Source organism: Xaviernesmea rhizosphaerae (assembly GCF_001938945.1).
In the GTDB taxonomy this organism is placed as follows: domain Bacteria; phylum Pseudomonadota; class Alphaproteobacteria; order Rhizobiales; family Rhizobiaceae; genus Xaviernesmea; species Xaviernesmea rhizosphaerae.
The window spans coordinates 239388-255433 of sequence record NZ_MKIO01000029.1 but is presented as its reverse complement, the minus strand read 5'-3'; the positions used below and the strand labels follow the sequence as shown (position 1 = coordinate 255433).

At 63.5% G+C, this 16046-nt stretch carries 16 protein-coding genes, 4 tRNA genes and 1 pseudogene; 13 read left to right on the top strand and 8 right to left on the bottom strand.

Annotation, left to right across the window (positions count from 1 at the left end; all coding sequences use genetic code 11):
* Positions 1-7: 7 nt before the first annotated feature.
* A pseudogene (gene prfB, locus BJF92_RS25155) lies at positions 8-127 on the top strand (peptide chain release factor 2); the annotation flags it as partial.
* 184 nt (positions 128-311) lie between these two features.
* On the opposite strand, the gene BJF92_RS12070 reads toward prfB, so the two are convergent.
* From BJF92_RS12070 to BJF92_RS12060, 3 genes are all read right to left on the bottom strand, one after another.
* On the bottom strand, positions 312-875 hold the full coding sequence (locus BJF92_RS12070) for a hypothetical protein (RefSeq protein WP_245294733.1): 564 nt from the start codon (positions 873-875) through the stop codon (positions 312-314).
* A 204-nt stretch (positions 876-1079) separates the two neighbouring features.
* Positions 1080-1853, bottom strand: coding sequence for an NAD kinase (locus BJF92_RS12065; protein ID WP_075634966.1), 774 nt, complete (start codon positions 1851-1853; stop codon positions 1080-1082).
* A gap of 180 nt (positions 1854-2033) precedes the next feature.
* Positions 2034-3491 (bottom strand): sensor histidine kinase, encoded by a 1458-nt coding sequence (locus BJF92_RS12060; RefSeq protein WP_075634965.1) that lies wholly within the window; start codon positions 3489-3491, stop codon positions 2034-2036.
* Positions 3492-3798: 307 nt separating this feature from the next.
* On the opposite strand from BJF92_RS12060, the gene BJF92_RS12055 reads away from it, so the two are divergent.
* On the top strand, positions 3799-4173 hold the full coding sequence (locus BJF92_RS12055) for a c-type cytochrome (protein ID WP_245294732.1): 375 nt from the start codon (positions 3799-3801) through the stop codon (positions 4171-4173).
* Between the two features lie 129 nt (positions 4174-4302).
* Here the strand turns inward: BJF92_RS12055 and BJF92_RS12050 are convergent.
* A tRNA-Thr gene (locus BJF92_RS12050) sits at positions 4303-4377 on the bottom strand.
* 190 nt (positions 4378-4567) lie between these two features.
* Positions 4568-5566, bottom strand: coding sequence for a LysR family transcriptional regulator (locus BJF92_RS12045; RefSeq protein ID WP_075634964.1), 999 nt, complete (start codon positions 5564-5566; stop codon positions 4568-4570).
* 147 nt (positions 5567-5713) lie between these two features.
* Here BJF92_RS12045 and BJF92_RS12040 point away from each other — a divergent pair, with 147 nt between their 5' ends.
* Entirely contained in the window at positions 5714-6295 is a 582-nt protein-coding gene (locus BJF92_RS12040) for an FMN-dependent NADH-azoreductase (RefSeq protein ID WP_075634963.1), read from the top strand.
* A gap of 120 nt (positions 6296-6415) precedes the next feature.
* Here BJF92_RS12040 and BJF92_RS12035 read toward each other — a convergent pair whose 3' ends face one another.
* Positions 6416-7294 (bottom strand): TrmH family RNA methyltransferase, encoded by an 879-nt coding sequence (locus tag BJF92_RS12035; protein WP_075634962.1) that lies wholly within the window; start codon positions 7292-7294, stop codon positions 6416-6418.
* Between the two features lie 257 nt (positions 7295-7551).
* Between BJF92_RS12035 and BJF92_RS12030 the strand changes: the two genes are divergently transcribed.
* Positions 7552-7636, top strand: a tRNA-Tyr gene (locus BJF92_RS12030).
* 25 nt (positions 7637-7661) lie between these two features.
* Positions 7662-7735, top strand: a tRNA-Gly gene (locus BJF92_RS12025).
* A 221-nt stretch (positions 7736-7956) separates the two neighbouring features.
* Here the strand turns inward: BJF92_RS12025 and BJF92_RS12020 are convergent.
* Positions 7957-8166, bottom strand: coding sequence for a KTSC domain-containing protein (locus tag BJF92_RS12020; RefSeq protein WP_075634961.1), 210 nt, complete (start codon positions 8164-8166; stop codon positions 7957-7959).
* 578 nt (positions 8167-8744) lie between these two features.
* Between BJF92_RS12020 and tuf the strand changes: the two genes are divergently transcribed.
* From tuf to BJF92_RS12005, 3 genes are all read left to right on the top strand, one after another.
* On the top strand, positions 8745-9920 hold the full coding sequence (tuf, locus tag BJF92_RS12015; RefSeq protein WP_075634946.1) for an elongation factor Tu: 1176 nt from the start codon (positions 8745-8747) through the stop codon (positions 9918-9920).
* A gap of 556 nt (positions 9921-10476) precedes the next feature.
* A complete protein-coding gene (locus BJF92_RS12010) occupies positions 10477-11085 on the top strand; it encodes a hypothetical protein (RefSeq protein WP_143524008.1) in 609 nt (202 codons plus the stop codon).
* A 440-nt stretch (positions 11086-11525) separates the two neighbouring features.
* Positions 11526-12212: a glycosyltransferase family protein gene (locus tag BJF92_RS12005; RefSeq protein ID WP_075634959.1), complete on the top strand. Its 687-nt coding sequence runs from the start codon at positions 11526-11528 to the stop codon at positions 12210-12212.
* A 114-nt stretch (positions 12213-12326) separates the two neighbouring features.
* Here the strand turns inward: BJF92_RS12005 and BJF92_RS12000 are convergent, their stop codons facing one another.
* On the bottom strand, positions 12327-13115 hold the full coding sequence (locus BJF92_RS12000) for a hypothetical protein (RefSeq protein ID WP_075634958.1): 789 nt from the start codon (positions 13113-13115) through the stop codon (positions 12327-12329).
* 355 nt (positions 13116-13470) lie between these two features.
* On the opposite strand from BJF92_RS12000, the gene BJF92_RS11995 reads away from it, so the two are divergent.
* The 5 genes from BJF92_RS11995 (at position 13471) to rplA (ending at position 15917) form a co-directional block, all read left to right on the top strand.
* Positions 13471-13546: transfer RNA gene (locus tag BJF92_RS11995), tRNA-Trp, on the top strand.
* Between the two features lie 245 nt (positions 13547-13791).
* Complete coding sequence (gene secE, locus BJF92_RS11990; protein ID WP_075634957.1) at positions 13792-13992, top strand: preprotein translocase subunit SecE; 201 nt, start codon at positions 13792-13794, stop codon at positions 13990-13992.
* A gap of 18 nt (positions 13993-14010) precedes the next feature.
* Positions 14011-14541, top strand: a complete 531-nt coding sequence (nusG, locus tag BJF92_RS11985) for a transcription termination/antitermination protein NusG (RefSeq protein ID WP_075635043.1) — start codon at positions 14011-14013, stop codon at positions 14539-14541.
* A gap of 244 nt (positions 14542-14785) precedes the next feature.
* A complete protein-coding gene (gene rplK / locus BJF92_RS11980; RefSeq protein ID WP_075634956.1) occupies positions 14786-15217 on the top strand; it encodes a 50S ribosomal protein L11 in 432 nt (143 codons plus the stop codon).
* A 1-nt stretch (position 15218) separates the two neighbouring features.
* Positions 15219-15917, top strand: coding sequence for a 50S ribosomal protein L1 (gene rplA / locus BJF92_RS11975; protein ID WP_075634955.1), 699 nt, complete (start codon positions 15219-15221; stop codon positions 15915-15917).
* The last annotated feature ends 129 nt before the right edge of the window (positions 15918-16046 follow it).

The window sequence follows — 16046 nt, the reverse complement described above, 5'->3', positions numbered from 1 at the left end:
GTGCTGNGGGGTGGAAAGCACGGCGCCATCCGACGTTCTCGACGGCGAGCTGAACGAGTTCATGGAAGCCGCACTCGCCCATCGCGTCAGTGGTGGTGCGGATGCGGGCGTGGAAGACATCGCCTGACGGCGTGCTGGAGCATCGGACCGAAAAGTGGGAACCGGTTTTCGGAAAAATCCGATGCAAAAACAAAAAATTAGAGCATCGGACTGCGTGCGATTTCCAGTCTGATGCTCTAAGTCCATGATGGAACGGAGGGCGCCCCGCGGTTTCGCGGCGGCGCCCTTTTTTGTCAGGCTGCTGCTTGCGGTCAGTTGGTTTCCCGCTCGATGCGGATGTCGCCGATATCGTCGATCAGCACGGTCCAGCTCTCGGTCTCGGTCTGCTGCGGATCGGTCTTCAGATAGACGGTGGCGAAAAGCCCGGGCTGGCGGGTGATGCCGTCGGAATTCTCCGGCCGGATGTCGGTGACATAGGCATGCATACGCGTGAACTCCTCCAGCTCGGCGGAGGTGACGATGCGCGGCCCCTGTGCCTCAAGCGCGATCTGCTGGAGATGGATCTGCGCCGTGCCGTCCGGCTGGCGGAGCGCGATCAGCTTGTAGTATCCCTTCGGCCCGGATGGCGGCCCATCCGGCGTGGCGCTGCCCTGCGGGTCGAGCAGGGCATTGGGATCTTCCATCTCCTGCCAGAAGCCGGTGCTGGTCACGAAGAGAACTTCCGGCGAGAGCAAAGGCTTGCCGGACTGCGCGGTCTGGCCCGAGGCCGGGCCGGAGAGGGGCAGCGCCAGCGCAAGGCCCAGCGCGACAACAGGCCCCCAGGGCTGCCGGGATGACAGGAAACAGAGGGTGAAAGCTCGGTCTGTCCGGCGCATGCCCGTCCTTTGCCGCCGTTCCTTATCGAGAACGGCCATCGTGCTGAAGCGTTGGAAGGTCCCTTATGCCGCAGGCAAGGGCCCGATGCATGTGAAATTTCGGTTGAGGCGATCTGCATCGCCTCTCGGTCCATGGGTGGTATTGGTCACCTTCCGGCCTGTGGCGGCCAGTTCAGCCAGTAAACCGTTCAATTGGTGAGGCGCTTAATTTGTGAACTGCTCCGCTAGGATCCGGTCCGACCAGGAATAGTCCGGATCCGACAGCAGCCGGGCGGTCACGCCCTCTGCCTGGGCGATGCGCACCTTCAGCACGGATTTGACCTCCGTATGGTCGGCCACCGCATTGACGGGGCGCTTTTCGCCTTCCAGGATCGAGATGTCCACCGTCACCCGATTGGGAAGAAGCGCGCCGCGCCAGCGGCGCGGTCGAAACGGGCTGACCGGCGTCAGCGCGAGCAGCGGCGCCTCCAGCGGCAGGATCGGCCCGTGCGCCGAGAGATTATAGGCGGTGGAGCCTGCCGGTGTGGATAGAAGAATACCGTCGCAGATCAGCTCCTCCAGCCGCACGCGCCCATCGACGACGACCCGCAGCTTGGCAGCCTGGTAAGACTGGCGGAACAGATAGACCTCGTTGATCGCCAGCGCCCGGAAGCGGTTGCCCTCCGTGTCCACCGTTTGCATCTCGAGGGGGTGAAAGGCGTTTTCCACCGCTTCGCCAAGCCGCTCATAGAGATTGTCGCTCATATAGCGGTTCATCAGGAAGCCGACCGAGCCGCGGTTCATCCCATAGACCAGCTTGCCCGCCACCATGCTGTGATGCAGGGTCTGCAGCATGAAGCCGTCTCCGCCGAGCGCGACGATCACATCGGCCTGGTCCATTGGCACATTGCCGTAAAGGGCTGTGAGTTCCGCAAGCGATTCCTGCGCCTCTGGCGCGGAAGAGGCAGTGAAGGCAATCGACTCGACGTGACGCACCATGAGGCAGGACGATCTTCACAAAGCGCGCGGTCACCGATCGCGCAGGGAGGGAGCAGGACTTTGTGCTTAGCGGAATTTCCGTCAAACCAAAACCCCGTGCGGATCAGTTCGCGTTCGCCAGAACGCACATAGACCGCAGAGCAACGGTTGCGATCGCAAGAAGAGGAAAGCGGCAGCGGCTCAGCCTTCCGCCTGCAGCCCCGCCAGATCGGCGGAAATGGTGCAGATCAGACCCGCCGGCTCATAGCGGATCTCCACCCGGCAGTCGCGCGCGCCGGCAAGCCCGGCCTTGATCAGCTTGCTGCCCGTCCCCTCGCTCGCCGGCGCGCTGACAGGCGGGCCCTCGTGCTCGGTCCAATGGATGGTCACGCGGTCCGGCGTCGGCGTGCTCACGGCCCAGCGCAGCTCGACCCTGCCCGAGGGTGTCGAGAGCGCCCCATATTTCGAGGCATTGGTGGCGAGTTCGTGCAGGATCAGCGAGAGGGACAGCGTGGGCCGGGCGCCCATCGTCAGCGCCGGCCCTTCGGCGCGGATGCGCGGCGCCGCGCGGTCGTCATGCACCTCCGCCATCTGCGCCACGATATCGGCAATGGTGGAGGACCGCGCATCGCCGCGAATGATCATGTCGTGCGCCGCGCCCAGCACCGCCAGGCGGTCTCCCAGCGTCCGGCGGGCGGTGGGGATGTCGCTGGCGCTGCGCAGCGTCTGCGAAACGATGGCCTGCACCATGGCCAGCTGATTCTTCAGGCGGTGCCCGAGCTCGCGGGCAAGCAACTCGCGATGCGCCTCCTCCGCGCGCTTCTCCGTCACGTCCTGTGCCTGGATCAGGATCCCGGTCATGGCGCCGGAATGATCGCGCATGGGCTGGCAGACGATATCGATCAGCCGCTTCTCATCCGCCTGCTGCCCCGCCCGGCGAAATTGCAGCGGCATCGCCTGTGCGGTCAGCGGCAGGCCGCTGCGATAGGCCGTATTCAGACTGTCGATCAGCCCGACGGCCGCCAGTTCCGGCAGGGCTTCGGCTGCCGGAAGGCCGATCAAAGGGCGCTGGCCGCTGATGAGGTTGAAGGCGGCATTGGCGAAGTCGAACACATGGTCCGGACCGACAAGGGCGGCCGTTGCCGCCGGCGACATTTCAAAGATCCGCAGCAGCCGTTCGCGCTCGCTGATCTGCTCGCGCCGCAGCCGGACATCGGCCGTCGTCTCCGTGCAGGCGCAGAACATGCCCAGCACCGCGCCGTCTGTTCCGCGCACCGGCGTATAGGAGAAGGCGAAATGCGCTTCTTCCGGAAAGCCGTTCCGGTGCATGATGAACTCGATGTCGTCCATCGAGGTACCCTTGCCGGCATAGGCATCGGAGATGATGGGATCCACACGGTCCCAGATATCGAACCACAGATCACGGAACGGATGGCCGAAAGCGCCGGGATGGCGGTTGCCACACATCTGGGCATAGCCGTCATTGTAAAGGGTGATCTGTTCGGGGCCCCAGACGAGCAGCATCGGCTGCAGCGAATTGAGCATGACGGTGACGAGCGTGCGAAGCTCGGCGCCCCAGCCCTTCACCGGCCCGAGCGGGGAGGCGTCCCAATCGAATTGTTCAAACAGCAGCGCGCATTCACTGGTCGACTGCAACATCCGCGCCCTTTTTTCCGAAGGCGCTTGAGCCCACGCCGGAAGAATGACTGGAAATTCAAGCGGGAACAATCCCTTATCATTGGAAACTTTTCATCCATACAGTGAGATAGGCCGTATGGAAGGCTGCAAGCACGGCCACCATGCCGCCTCAAGGCACAAGGCAAGCCCGTGCGGCCGATCGCCCTCCGGTTTCCGCGCGGAAGCCGGTCGAATCGCCAGGCTATGCCGGAGCAGCGGGCGCCTCCCTGTGATGGCGGGCACCGCGGCGCAAATCTGTCGCGGCCTCATGACGTTGAAAGGAGCACACGTGATTCGCCTGCCGGTTCTCGCCCTTTTCGCGAGCCTTCTCATCGCCCCCGTCACCGCGGCGCAGGATGCCGCCCATGGCCGGCAGGTGTTCAACGCCTGCACGTCCTGTCACACCGTCACTTCCGAGCGCCACACCTTCGGCCCGTCGCTAAAGGGCGTCGTCGGCCGCGGGATCGGGACGGCCCCGGACTATCGCTATTCCGATGTCATGCATCAGGCCGGCGCCGACGGGAAGATATGGGACGAGGCGACGCTCTCGACCTTTCTTGCCAATCCATCCAAGGTGATGCCGGGCACGAAAATGCGCTTCTGGGGCCTGTGGACCGATGCGGAGATCAAGGATGTGATCGCCTATCTCGCGGCCCATCCCTGAGCGCATCTCCCGATCAGATCGGCCGTCGCGCCAGAAGTTGCGCCACGACAGGGGAGGCGACCGCTATCGACGGCGATGGCACCTGACGAATGCTTCAGTCAATTCTTGGGGCGCGGGAGGTTGAGATGATGGTGCCGGTTGAGGGGATTGAACCCCCGACCTTCGGTTTACAAAACCGCTGCTCTACCGCTGAGCTAAACCGGCTCTCGCAACGGGCCCCCCGCTCTCATCGAGCAGAAGATCATACAACGCCGTCGCGTCAGACGCTGCGCCGCGCACGTCAGAAAACGCGGCGTCGAGCGCTAGGGACCTATCAGATTTCCTTGCCGTGTAAAGAAAAAAGACGGCCCATCGCTATCCGTGCGGGCGCGATCGAGGCTTGGGCGGAGTGGTCTCAGCCGGCGTGCCGGCCGGCAGCCGATCGGCTTGCGGCGTTTCCGGCCGGCAGGGCAATGTCATGTGCGCTCGGTCGTGGTGCGGCTTCGGGCTCGCTGCACAGGGCCATGATCGTGGGCAGGTGCTGGGCGAGATGCTCGATCAGGCTGCGCACCGCCGGCAACATGCCCTGTCGCGTGGGAAAGACCAGATGGGCGATGGTCTCGATCGCGCTCCATTCCGGCAGGACCGGCGCCAGCAGGCCGATCTGGATCGCGCGGCGGCACATATGTTCCGGAAGCAGCGCAATTCCCACGCCCTCGATCGCGGCCCGTTCCAGCACCGTGAAGTCGTCGCAGCCGAGGATGGGGCGGTGGACGATTTCGGTTGCTGCGCCGTCCGGCTGCACCAGCGTCCAGCGGTCGGTAGCATGCTCGCTGTTCATCGACAGCGTCGGCAACTGCGCCAGCTCTTCCACCGCGATGGGGCCGAGCTGCGCCAGAAGCCCGGGGCTGGCCACGAGATAGCGCCGCGCCGCGCCGAGCCGGCGCACGACGAGGCCGGCATCCATGTCGATCTCGGCGCGGGCACGCAGAGCGATGTCGATCTGCTCGGCCATCAGGTCGACGCGGCGATTGGAGACGGCGATCAACACTTGAACCTTCGGAAAACGCTGGTGAAAGCTCGGCATGAGCTGCGCCACCATCGGCGCGAAACCATTGGGGCAGGCCAGCCGCACGGTTCCCTTGGGCTCGGTCTGCGCCGATGCCGCCACCGCCTCGGCCGTTTCGACGCTCGCCAGCGCCTGCTCGCAATGATCGAAGAAGCGCTGGCCGATCTCGGTGACCCGCAGTGTCCGAGTGGAGCGCTCCAGCAGGCGAACGCCCAGCTCCCGCTCCAGATTGGCGACATGCTTGCTCAAGAGCGATTTCGGCACGCCCAGCGCGCGGGCTGCCGTCGAGAAGCCACGATGGCGCACCACCGCCACGAAATAGGTGATGTCGTTGAGATCCTTCACCGCGCGCCTCCCGTTGAACCGGCGGCAGTGTTTCCTTTTGGAAACGATGCGTCAATATTCCCTGGGCTTATCGCGCCATCGTTTCCCGCGCATATCTTTGGCGGAAAGGACTTGGTCCTTCGAACCCCTGATCGACAAAGGTGCGACATGAACATTCTTCACATCGATTCCGGCATTCTCGGCGAGCATTCCGTTTCGCGGCGCCTGACGGCCGCGGTGATCGAGCGCCTGCGCGCCGAGCATCCCGAAGCTACCGTTGTTACCCATGATCTGGTCGCCGAGCCGGTGGGCCATCTGACCGGCGCCGACCTCGGCGCAGCCCCCGCAGGCCGCGACGTTCTGGCCGAATTCCTGGCGGCCGATGTCGTCGTCGTCGGTGCGCCGATGTATAATTTCACCATCCCGACCCAGCTCAAGGCCTGGATCGATCGCCTGCTCGTCGCCGGCAAGACCTTCCGCTACACCGAGACCGGCCCCGAAGGCCTGGCCGGCGGCCGCAAGGTCATCATCGCCTCGGCCCGTGGCGGCGTTTACAGCGAGGGCGCGCCGGCCGCTTCGCTCGACCATCAGGAGCCCTTCCTGCAGAGCGTACTGAACTTCATCGGCGTGACCGATATCGAGATCGTGCGCGCTGAAGGCCTCGCCATGGGCGCGGAAGCCAAGGCCGCTGCCGTCGATGCCGCACTCGCCGACATCGCCAGCCGCGAAAGCCTGCGTCAGGCCGCCTGATCCCACGTTGATCTTTCAGGCACGGCCTGCGCCGGATGCCCGACAATGAAAACGCCCCGGAGTCCGTTTGGACCCCGGGGCGTTTATCATTCAAAGCATATTGATCCGAGGGCCGGTGCCTCAGCCCTGCAGGTGACGGCGGGCCGCATAGAGCGCAATCGCGGCGGCATTGGAGACGTTGAGCGACTTGATCGCGCCCGGCATGTCGAGCCGCGCCAGCGCGGTCACCGTCTCGCGCGTCTTCTGCCGCAGGCCCTTGCCCTCGGCGCCCAGCACCAGCGCGACCTTGTCGCCGGCCAGCGTCTCTTCCAGCACCAGCGGCCCTTCCGAATCAAGGCCGAAGGACTGGAAGCCGATCTCATGCAGCTCGCCGAGCGCATCGGCCAGATTGCCGGCCTGGATATACGGAATGAGTTCCAGCGCGCCGGAGGCCGATTTGGCCAGCACGCCCGATTCGGAGGGGCTGTGGCGCATGGTGGTGATGACGGCCCCCGCATTGAAGGCGACCGCCGAGCGCAGGATCGCGCCGACATTGTGTGGATCGGTGACCTGATCGAGAACGAGCACCAGCGGGCTTTCGCTCAGGGCGGAGAGCCGGCGAACGGGCAGGGGCCGCGCCTCCAGGAGAACGCCCTGGTGGATCGCGTCCGGGCCGAGCAGCTTGTCGAGCGCGGCCGGCGCCACGGTTTCCACGGGAATGCCCAGCGCCGCAGCATCGCCGATTTCCAGCCGGCCGAGCGCGTTCTGCGTCACCATCAGCCGGATCTTCTCGCGGGCCGGATTGGCCAGCGCCGCGCGCACGGTGTGCAGCCCGTAGAGCTGCACCGTATCCGCCGGCACCGGCGGCGCCTTCCAGTCGGCCTGGGCCTTGCGCCGGCGGGCCTCCGTCGGCGGGGTGGGGATCTCGCCGCGTTCGCGCTTGGCATCCCGATGGGCGCGGCGCAGCGTGGCGTAATGGGTGTCCTTGGCGCTCTTGTCGCCGTTTCTGTCTTTGCTCATGGCCGACTTATAAACCGCCGGTCTCGCCGCTGGAACCGTTTTCTAAAACCTTGTGCGAAGCGACCGTGCCAGGGTTTTCCACAGGCCAAACATGCCGGTGCCGGCAATGGCCCTTTCCCGGAAAAAACTTGAAAAGCCGTGTTGACAGTGCGGGTTCCGCCCGTCATATAGCGCCCCACGGAACGAGCGAAGCCCGCTTCAACAAGCAGCGGCAACGACTTGGGTCCGAAATCGGTAGACGATCCCGACAGAATAATGGAGGGATGCCCGAGTGGTTAAAGGGGACGGACTGTAAATCCGTTGGCTCAGCCTACGTTGGTTCAAATCCAACTCCCTCCACCATTCTGACAGGATCGACGCCGCCCCCGCGGGTATAGCTCAATGGTAGAGCAGCAGCCTTCCAAGCTGAATACGCGGGTTCGATTCCCGCTACCCGCTCCATCTTCTCGATCAAGTGCTATCTGCGTTGCCTCTCGTCACTTCGGTCAGTGATGGCCTGTGTGCGGTCGACAGTCGGGTCACGTTGGCTGCGCGGCCATCCGCTGGCCGCCGACCTTTATTCCCCACCGTCCTTTTCCCGGCAGAATCGTCATCGAACGCAGTCTCTTGATTCGCATACCGGGCGCCACCGCCCGGCGATTGCGACATCGGTTTGCGGCCGTTCAGGCGGCAAGCCGGCGAAAGCGCTTGCGGATATGCTCCAGATAATGGTGGCCGGGCGAGGGGGCGGCGCAGAGCGCGGTTGCATCGGACTCGGCAAGCCCCTCGAAGCGCCGCTCCTCGCCATTGCGGAAGCGGATCTGCAATTGCCCGTTCTCCGGCGAGAAATAGACACTGTCGATGATGCGGGACTGAACGGGAAGCTTCTGCATGGTCTTGGTCTCCTTCGGCCTGTCAGGTTTCAGTCTTGTTTCTCGGAGCCTGGCGGCTGGCACAATCAAAGGACGCGGCGCCTTGCCTTGCGATCCCTCGGCGAGGACGAGGCGGACCCTTCGCGATGCACAGTAAGAGACAGGTTCAAAGGGGCCGTAAAAGGAGCTGGTAAGCAGAAGCGTACGAAAATCCCGCGCATTTGAACGATTGCCGCAATTGGGAGACAGCACTGCCAAAGAGGCGCGGGATGGGGTCGAAGCGCACGCGCCTTTTCAGTCTCGGAGGGTTCCGCGCGGACCGCCGGGCAAGGCGGTCGGCGCGGGCCTGGCGTTGCGTGCCGCCGCGCAGGCGAATCGCTGACGCTCGATGCCGGCCACAGGCCAGGCTTCGGCCGCACTGGGGCAAATCCGCCTCTGCCTTGCGGCACAAGGCCTTAGCACCGGTTGCCGCCGGGCAGCCACGGCCCAAGGGCCCTGCGCAATTAAGTCTTGCGCAATTGCAGTGAAACCCTTAAACGCCTCACCCAAACCGGCCCGGCCGGTCGGACCTTTTTGATGGATCATTAGGAAACAGACCCATGGCAAAGAGCAAGTTTGAACGCAACAAGCCGCACGTGAACATCGGCACGATCGGCCACGTTGACCATGGCAAGACGTCTCTGACGGCAGCGATCACGAAGTATTTCGGCGAGTTCAAGGCGTATGACCAGATCGACGCTGCGCCGGAAGAAAAGGCCCGCGGCATCACCATCTCGACGGCACACGTCGAGTACGAGACGCCGAACCGCCACTACGCCCACGTTGACTGCCCCGGCCACGCCGACTACGTCAAGAACATGATCACCGGTGCTGCCCAGATGGACGGCGCGATCCTGGTTTGCTCGGCCGCCGACGGCCCGATGCCGCAGACACGCGAGCACATCCTGCTCGCCCGCCAGGTCGGCGTTCCCGCCATCGTCGTGTTCCTGAACAAGGTCGACCAGGTTGACGACGCCGAGCTTCTCGAGCTGGTCGAGCTGGAAGTGCGCGAACTGCTGTCGTCCTACGACTTCCCCGGCGACGACATTCCGATCGTCAAGGGTTCGGCTCTGGCCGCTCTGGAAGATTCGGACAAGACGATCGGTGAAGACGCGATCCGCGAGCTGATGGCTCAGGTCGACGCCTACATCCCGACCCCGGAACGCCCGATCGACCAGCCCTTCCTGATGCCGATCGAAGACGTGTTCTCGATCTCGGGCCGTGGCACGGTCGTGACCGGCCGTGTCGAGCGCGGCATCGTCAAGGTCGGTGAAGAAATCGAAATCGTCGGCATCCGTCCGACGACCAAGACGACCTGCACCGGCGTTGAAATGTTCCGCAAGCTGCTCGACCAGGGCCAGGCCGGCGACAACATCGGCGCGCTGCTGCGCGGCGTCACCCGTGACGGCGTCGAGCGTGGCCAGATCCTGTGCAAGCCGGGTTCGGTCAAGCCGCACAAGAAGTTCATGGCCGAAGCCTACATCCTGACGAAGGAAGAAGGCGGCCGTCATACGCCGTTCTTCACCAACTACCGTCCGCAGTTCTACTTCCGCACGACGGACGTGACGGGCATCGTCACGCTGCCGGAAGGCACCGAAATGGTCATGCCGGGCGACAACGTCACCGTTGCCGTCGAGCTGATCGTTCCGATCGCGATGGAAGAAAAGCTGCGCTTCGCAATTCGTGAAGGTGGCCGCACCGTCGGCGCCGGCATCGTCGCCTCGATCGTCGAGTAATGACGCCGACGATGCCGTAAGCTTGCCGACGGCAAGTGAAAACTGTGCCGATGGCGCGCAAGCGCAATCGGCACGCGGCGCCGGCATCGTCGCCTCGATCGTCGAGTAATCACGCCGACGATACGGTACGCTTGACGTCCCGCATTGACCGCTATCAGAACGTCAGGAAGGCCCCGCAGCAATGCGGGGCTTTTCTCGTTTCTGGCAAAACCCCGTTTCGCTGGCCGGACACGTTTTCGTGTCCGCAGGCCGTTATCTTGTGTCTCAACGCAGCGGCGGCGGCTGCTATCGTCCACAGACCGGGGCGGGGTGCGCCGCGGGAAGGGGTTGCCGCCGGAGACATGGGGGAGCGGCAGCCAAATGCGCTGGGAGGGCGCGAGGCTACGAACGGGGGCAACCCATGACGCCAATCTCCCATGCCGGACCACCGGCAGTCCGGTTTCCATGCCAGCGCTTCGACCCGATATTTGCGCGCCCGGCCCTCTTCAAAACCCGATCTGCCGTGCCGGGCCGCACCAGACGCCTTGCCGGCGGTGGCCTGCTTCTGGCGGCGGCATTGCCGTTGCTCCTTGCTGCAGCACCGGTTCACGCAGAGGATCGCAGCCGGCTGATCTGGTCTCCGGAACGCACGGCGGAGCGCAGCTATCGCTTGCGCATGGGCGTCAAGCTCGATGATTTCGGCGCGGCGACGGCGGGAACCGATCTAGCCGTCTCCACCAACCGGTCCGGCCGCATTCTCAGTGGCGAGGCGCCGATTGCGGTCTGGGGAAGTTTCTCCGGCACCAGTGGCAGCGGCCTGTCCCGCCATGCCTCGGCCCGGCTCGAAACCCGCAGAGGCGCCTTTCACGGCGATATTGGCCGCCGGCGCACCATTGTTCTCTCGACAAAGACCGATCTGACGCTGGAGCGCGAATTGACCCTCGATTGCCATCTTTATTCCGGCCGGTGCCAGACGGTGCTGCTGCAGCAGACGGCGCGGCTCCTGGAGGTCAAAAGCGGCACGGCGCTGGTTGCCCGCAGCCGGATGGACGGTCTGAAATTCGACCTGGAGCAGAGCCTCGGCGTCGAGCAGCGTCTCGGCCGGCTGACGCTGCGGGCCAGCCTCGACGATCTCCAGCAACAGCCGCAGCCCAGCCTCTCCGCCAATATGCGTTTGCGCTGGTAAGTCTTGCCCCACTGTCGTAGATCTCATGGCGCATGGATCGACCAATGACGTGACGATTGGAGCATCGGGCCGAAAGGTGAGAGCCGATTTCCGATAAATCCGATGCGAAAACAGCAATCTGGAGCACCGGAATGATGCGCTAGCTTCAGTCCGATTCTCTAAAAGCTCGTCTTGTGCCTGCCTATGCATCCTTCTCCGTCGTTTTCTCGACAGAGTGGCGCTGGATGTCGCTCGCCGCGAAAAGGCTGAGGAGAATGGGACCATTCGATGGATCGGTGCCAAAAGCAAACAGACAGAGCGTGCTCGCGCGGCCTTTGCCCGACGCGCTCGATCAATTGTATGGAGCGCGATTGCAGGCGGCACAGCTTGGCCGATCCCGCTCCAGGACGATTGCAGAGCGCTGAGCGAAAGCGCGGCTGCAGGAGACAGGTGGAGAAGACATGACTGACATTGCGCGTATTTTCATCGGCTTCGACAGCAAGGAAGTGGTCGCCTATCACACCTTCTGCCAGAGTATCCTGGAGAAGAGCTCCATTCCCGTCCTGTTCTGCCCGATTGCGCTCGACACGGTTGCCGGCATCTTCACCCGCGAGCGTAACCCGCTGCAGACGACGGAATTCTCCTTCTCGCGCTTCCTCACGCCCTATCTCAGCAATTTCGAGGGCTGGAGCCTGTTTGCCGATTGCGACATGCTGATGCGCACCGACATCGCCAAGCTCTGGGAACTGCGCGACGACCGCTATGCCGCCATGTGCGTGAAGCATGATTACGTGCCGAAGGTCGATACCAAATTCCTCGGGCAGACGCAGACCAAATATGAAAAGAAGAACTGGTCGAGCGTGATCCTGTTCAACAATGCCAAGTGCACGGCGTTGACGCCCGACTATGTCAACAGCGCCACGGGCCTCCAGTTGCACCAGTTCAAATGGCTCGAGAGCGAGGAGCTGATCGGCGCGCTGCCGCAGAGCTGGAACTGGCTCGTCAACGAATATGATTACAACGAGGACGCCGATCTCGTGCACTTCACCGATGGCGGCCCCTATTTCGACGAGTACAAGAACGATGATTACGCCGAGGAATGGTTTGCCGCGCGCGATCGCGTGCTGGCGGTGACGCAGCGCGCCTGACCGCCGCCGCGCCGCTGGCGCGACCCACGGCGCGACAGGCTGCCTCTGGATCTTTTCGAAACGGCGCGTCGAATGGCGCGCCGTTTGTTTTTGTCCGGCGCCGCTTTCGTACCTCTATTTGAAGAGCCGTTTGAAGAAGGCGCGAATCTGGCGCCGCATCTTCGTCATCGCCCAAAGCTTGGCCATCTGCCGCTCCATGCCGGTGAAGCGATTGGCGAGTGCCTGGGCTGCCGTCAGCGCCACGCGTGCCTCGCCGAATTCGGGGAAGCGTGCATGGATGCGGGCAAAGGCGTCGGTGGAGAGGCCGCCGCCCTGGGCCAAGCGCGTCAGGCGGCCGGACTGCTCGAACAGGCTGAGCACGGTCTGCTCGAAGGTCCAGTCATGCTCGGCATACATGTTGAACTGCAGGCCGGCCACGCCGGTGAAGCCGCACAGATGGATCCGCGCCTGCGGCATCGCCTCGATCAGCCAGAGCGCCAGCGCGAAGCCGGTGGTCGGCATGCGTCCTTCGGGATAGAAGCGGCCGAAGCTGTGATCAAAGTCGATGGTTTGCGGCGTCAGCGTGCTTTCGCGTGCCGCTGCCGGTGGCGGTTCGCCCGCGGCTAGTCCACGATCGGCAATCATGCCGACTTCCGCCTTCAAGCCATCGGGGAAGAAGGCATAGGCTCTGTCGAAATGCTTCTGAGACTTGAGGAAGCGTGTTCCGCCCGCGACAAGCCGGTGACAGAGAATCGCATCCCGGGGGAAGGGGCCCTTCAGCACCTTGGCGCAGCCGGTGAAGAACACATAGAGTGTTTGCTCCGGCAGGGCGGCGACGATCTCATCGATCACGACGCTCTCGCTGTTGGCAATCAGCGCAACGGCCTCATAGGCCGGCAGAATATCCTGCAGCTGGGTGGTCACCGGTGATTCTCCTTTGCCCGCCCTGGCCGGCTGATGGCCGCAGCCAGGGCGCCTTTTTTGGCAGGGCTGCCCGCGTTCCCGGCCCTGCAAGCCTGCACGCGCCGCCAAGCGAACATCCTGCCTGGCATGATTCTCGCCACAGACGCGATTTCCCGCCCTATAACAGCTGCGGCCACCCGGGTCTTCAGCGATTGTCTCTGCCGCAAGGCCGGGCAGGCGCGTTCAGGGGGATCTGTCGCCTTGAAGGCGGGATCGGCCGCGTCATCCACAGGCAAACCCGTCGTGAAACGGAAAATTTCTCCTGGGCACCGCTTGCCAAGGCGGGGGATTCGCATTACACGGAGCGCACTTCTTTAGGGGTATAGCTCAGTTGGTAGAGCGGCGGTCTCCAAAACCGCAGGTCGGGGGTTCGAGCCCCTCTGCCCCTGCCATTCGATCAGCGCAGTTCAGTGCGGCGGCGAAGGCGGGAAGTCTTCAGTGAAGGCAAGAAGTGCTTGAAGGAAGTGATCGGTGTCGCCTCGGCGGCGCCAGGTTTCGGAGGGTATCCTCCGGGCCGGATGTGCCGAAGGCCGGCTTTTCCCTTGCGAAAGGGGTGGCTAGTCTTTATGTAGGGTTAAACAAATGCGGCGCGTCGAGCTGGACCGAGCTTTACGCGCCGTTGTGTCGTGAGCATTCAATGGCATCGAAGACCTCCCCACTGACGTTCCTGCGCCAAGTGCGTGCCGAAACCGCGAAGGTGACGTGGCCGTCCCGTCGCGAAACGGTCATCTCGACGTTGATGGTCTTCGTGATGGTGATCGTTGCTGCCGCATTTTTCTTCGGCGCTGACCAGCTGATGGGCTGGGCGATCAGCCTCGTGCTCAAAGCACGCGTCTAATTGATAGGTGGAATGGCCATGGCTGCTCGTTGGTATATTGTTCACGCCTATTCGAATTTTGAAAAGAAGGTTGCCGAATCGATCGAAGAGAAGGCAAGCCAGAAAGGCCTGAGCCATCTGTTCGAAAAGATTCTGGTGCCGACCGAGAAGGTCGTCGAAGTGCGTCGTGGCCGCAAGGTCGACGCCGAGCGCAAGTTCTTCCCCGGCTATGTTCTGGTGCGGGCGAATTTGACCGACGACGCTTATCACCTGATCAAGAACACGCCGAAGGTCACGGGCTTCCTCGGCTCGGACAATAAGCCGGTTCCGATTCCGGATTATGAAGCCGACCGCATCCTGGGCCAGGTTCAGGATGGCGTCGAGCGGCCGAAGCCCTCGATCTCCTTCGAGATCGGCGAGCAGGTTCGTGTTTCCGACGGCCCCTTCGCCTCGTTCAACGGCGTGGTGCAGGATGTGGACGAAGAGCGCTCGCGCCTCAAGGTCGAAGTCTCGATCTTCGGCCGCGCAACGCCGGTCGATCTGGAATTCGCCCAGGTCGAGAAAGTCTGACAAGTTTCCGGTCGATCCTCTGATGAGCGGTCGGCCGGCAGGGCGGCCCAACAGCCTCCCGTCTCGCGTGGAAGGATGCCGTGCCTCTTAAGGCCGGGCAGGGTTTTCCGCACCACGCAACCGCAGCCGCCGTCCTTCTCATGCGTGGGAAGTCGGCATGTGACGGCCGGGAAACCGGCTGAACCCGTTCGGTGTCGGCCCCAGAGGGCTGGCTTTTAAGCCGGACGCAAACAGGCAGAGAGCAATGGCTAAGAAAGTTGCAGGCCACCTCAAGCTGCAGGTCAAGGCAGGGTCGGCCAATCCGTCCCCGCCGATCGGTCCTGCGCTTGGTCAGCGTGGTATTAACATCATGGAATTCTGCAAGGCGTTCAATGCCGCCACGCAGGAAATGGAAAAGGGTATGCCGATCCCGGTCGTCATCACCTATTACCAGGACAAGTCCTTCACCTTCGCGATGAAGCAGCCTCCCGTCAGCTACTGGCTGAAGAAGGAAGCGAAGATCACGTCCGGTTCCAAGACGCCCGGCAAGGGCGCCAAGGCAGGCACCCTGACCCAGGCTCAGATCCGCACGATCGCCGAAGCCAAGATGAAGGACCTGAACGCTGCCGACATCGAAGGCGCAATGTCCATGATCGAGGGCTCCGCCCGCGCCATGGGCCTGGAAGTGGTGGCGTAACATGGCGAAGCTTGCAAAGCGTATTCAGAAGATCCGCGAAGGCATCGACCCGACCAAGCTGGTCGCGCTGACCGATGCGATCTCGCTCGTCAAGGACCGTGCCACGGCCAAGTTCGACGAAACCGTCGAAATCGCCATGAACCTCGGCGTCGATCCGCGCCATGCCGACCAGATGGTCCGCGGCGTGGTCAATCTGCCGAACGGCACCGGCCGCGATGTGCGCGTCGCCGTTTTCGCCCGTGGCGCCAAGGCTGACGAAGCCAGGGCCGCCGGCGCCGACATCGTCGGTGCGGAAGACCTGGTGGAAATCGTCCAGAGCGGCAAGATCGACTTCGATCGCTGCATCGCCACCCCGGACATGATGCCGCTCGTCGGCCGTCTCGGTAAGGTTCTCGGCCCGCGTGGCATGATGCCGAACCCGAAAGTCGGTACGGTGTCGATGGACGTCGCCGGCGCCGTCAAGGCGTCCAAGGGCGGTGCGGTCGAGTTCCGCGTCGAAAAGGCGGGCATCGTGCATGCCGGCATTGGCAAGGCATCCTTCGATGCCGCCAAGCTGGAAGAAAACATTCGCGCTTTCGCTGATGCGGTCATCAAGGCCAAGCCGACGGGCGCAAAGGGCAACTATGTCAAGCGCGTGGCGATTTCGTCCACCATGGGCCCGGGCGTCAAGATCGACCCGTCCACGCTGACGGTCGCCTGATTCTTCTTCACCGCCGGCCTCTCGGGCTGGCGGCAAGAAATTCCGGCCCTTCGGGGCTGGAGATCCAGGCTCCTCGGAGCCTGGACATCCTGTCCGAGATTGCGGGTGGTTAGGCCTTAATCACGTTGC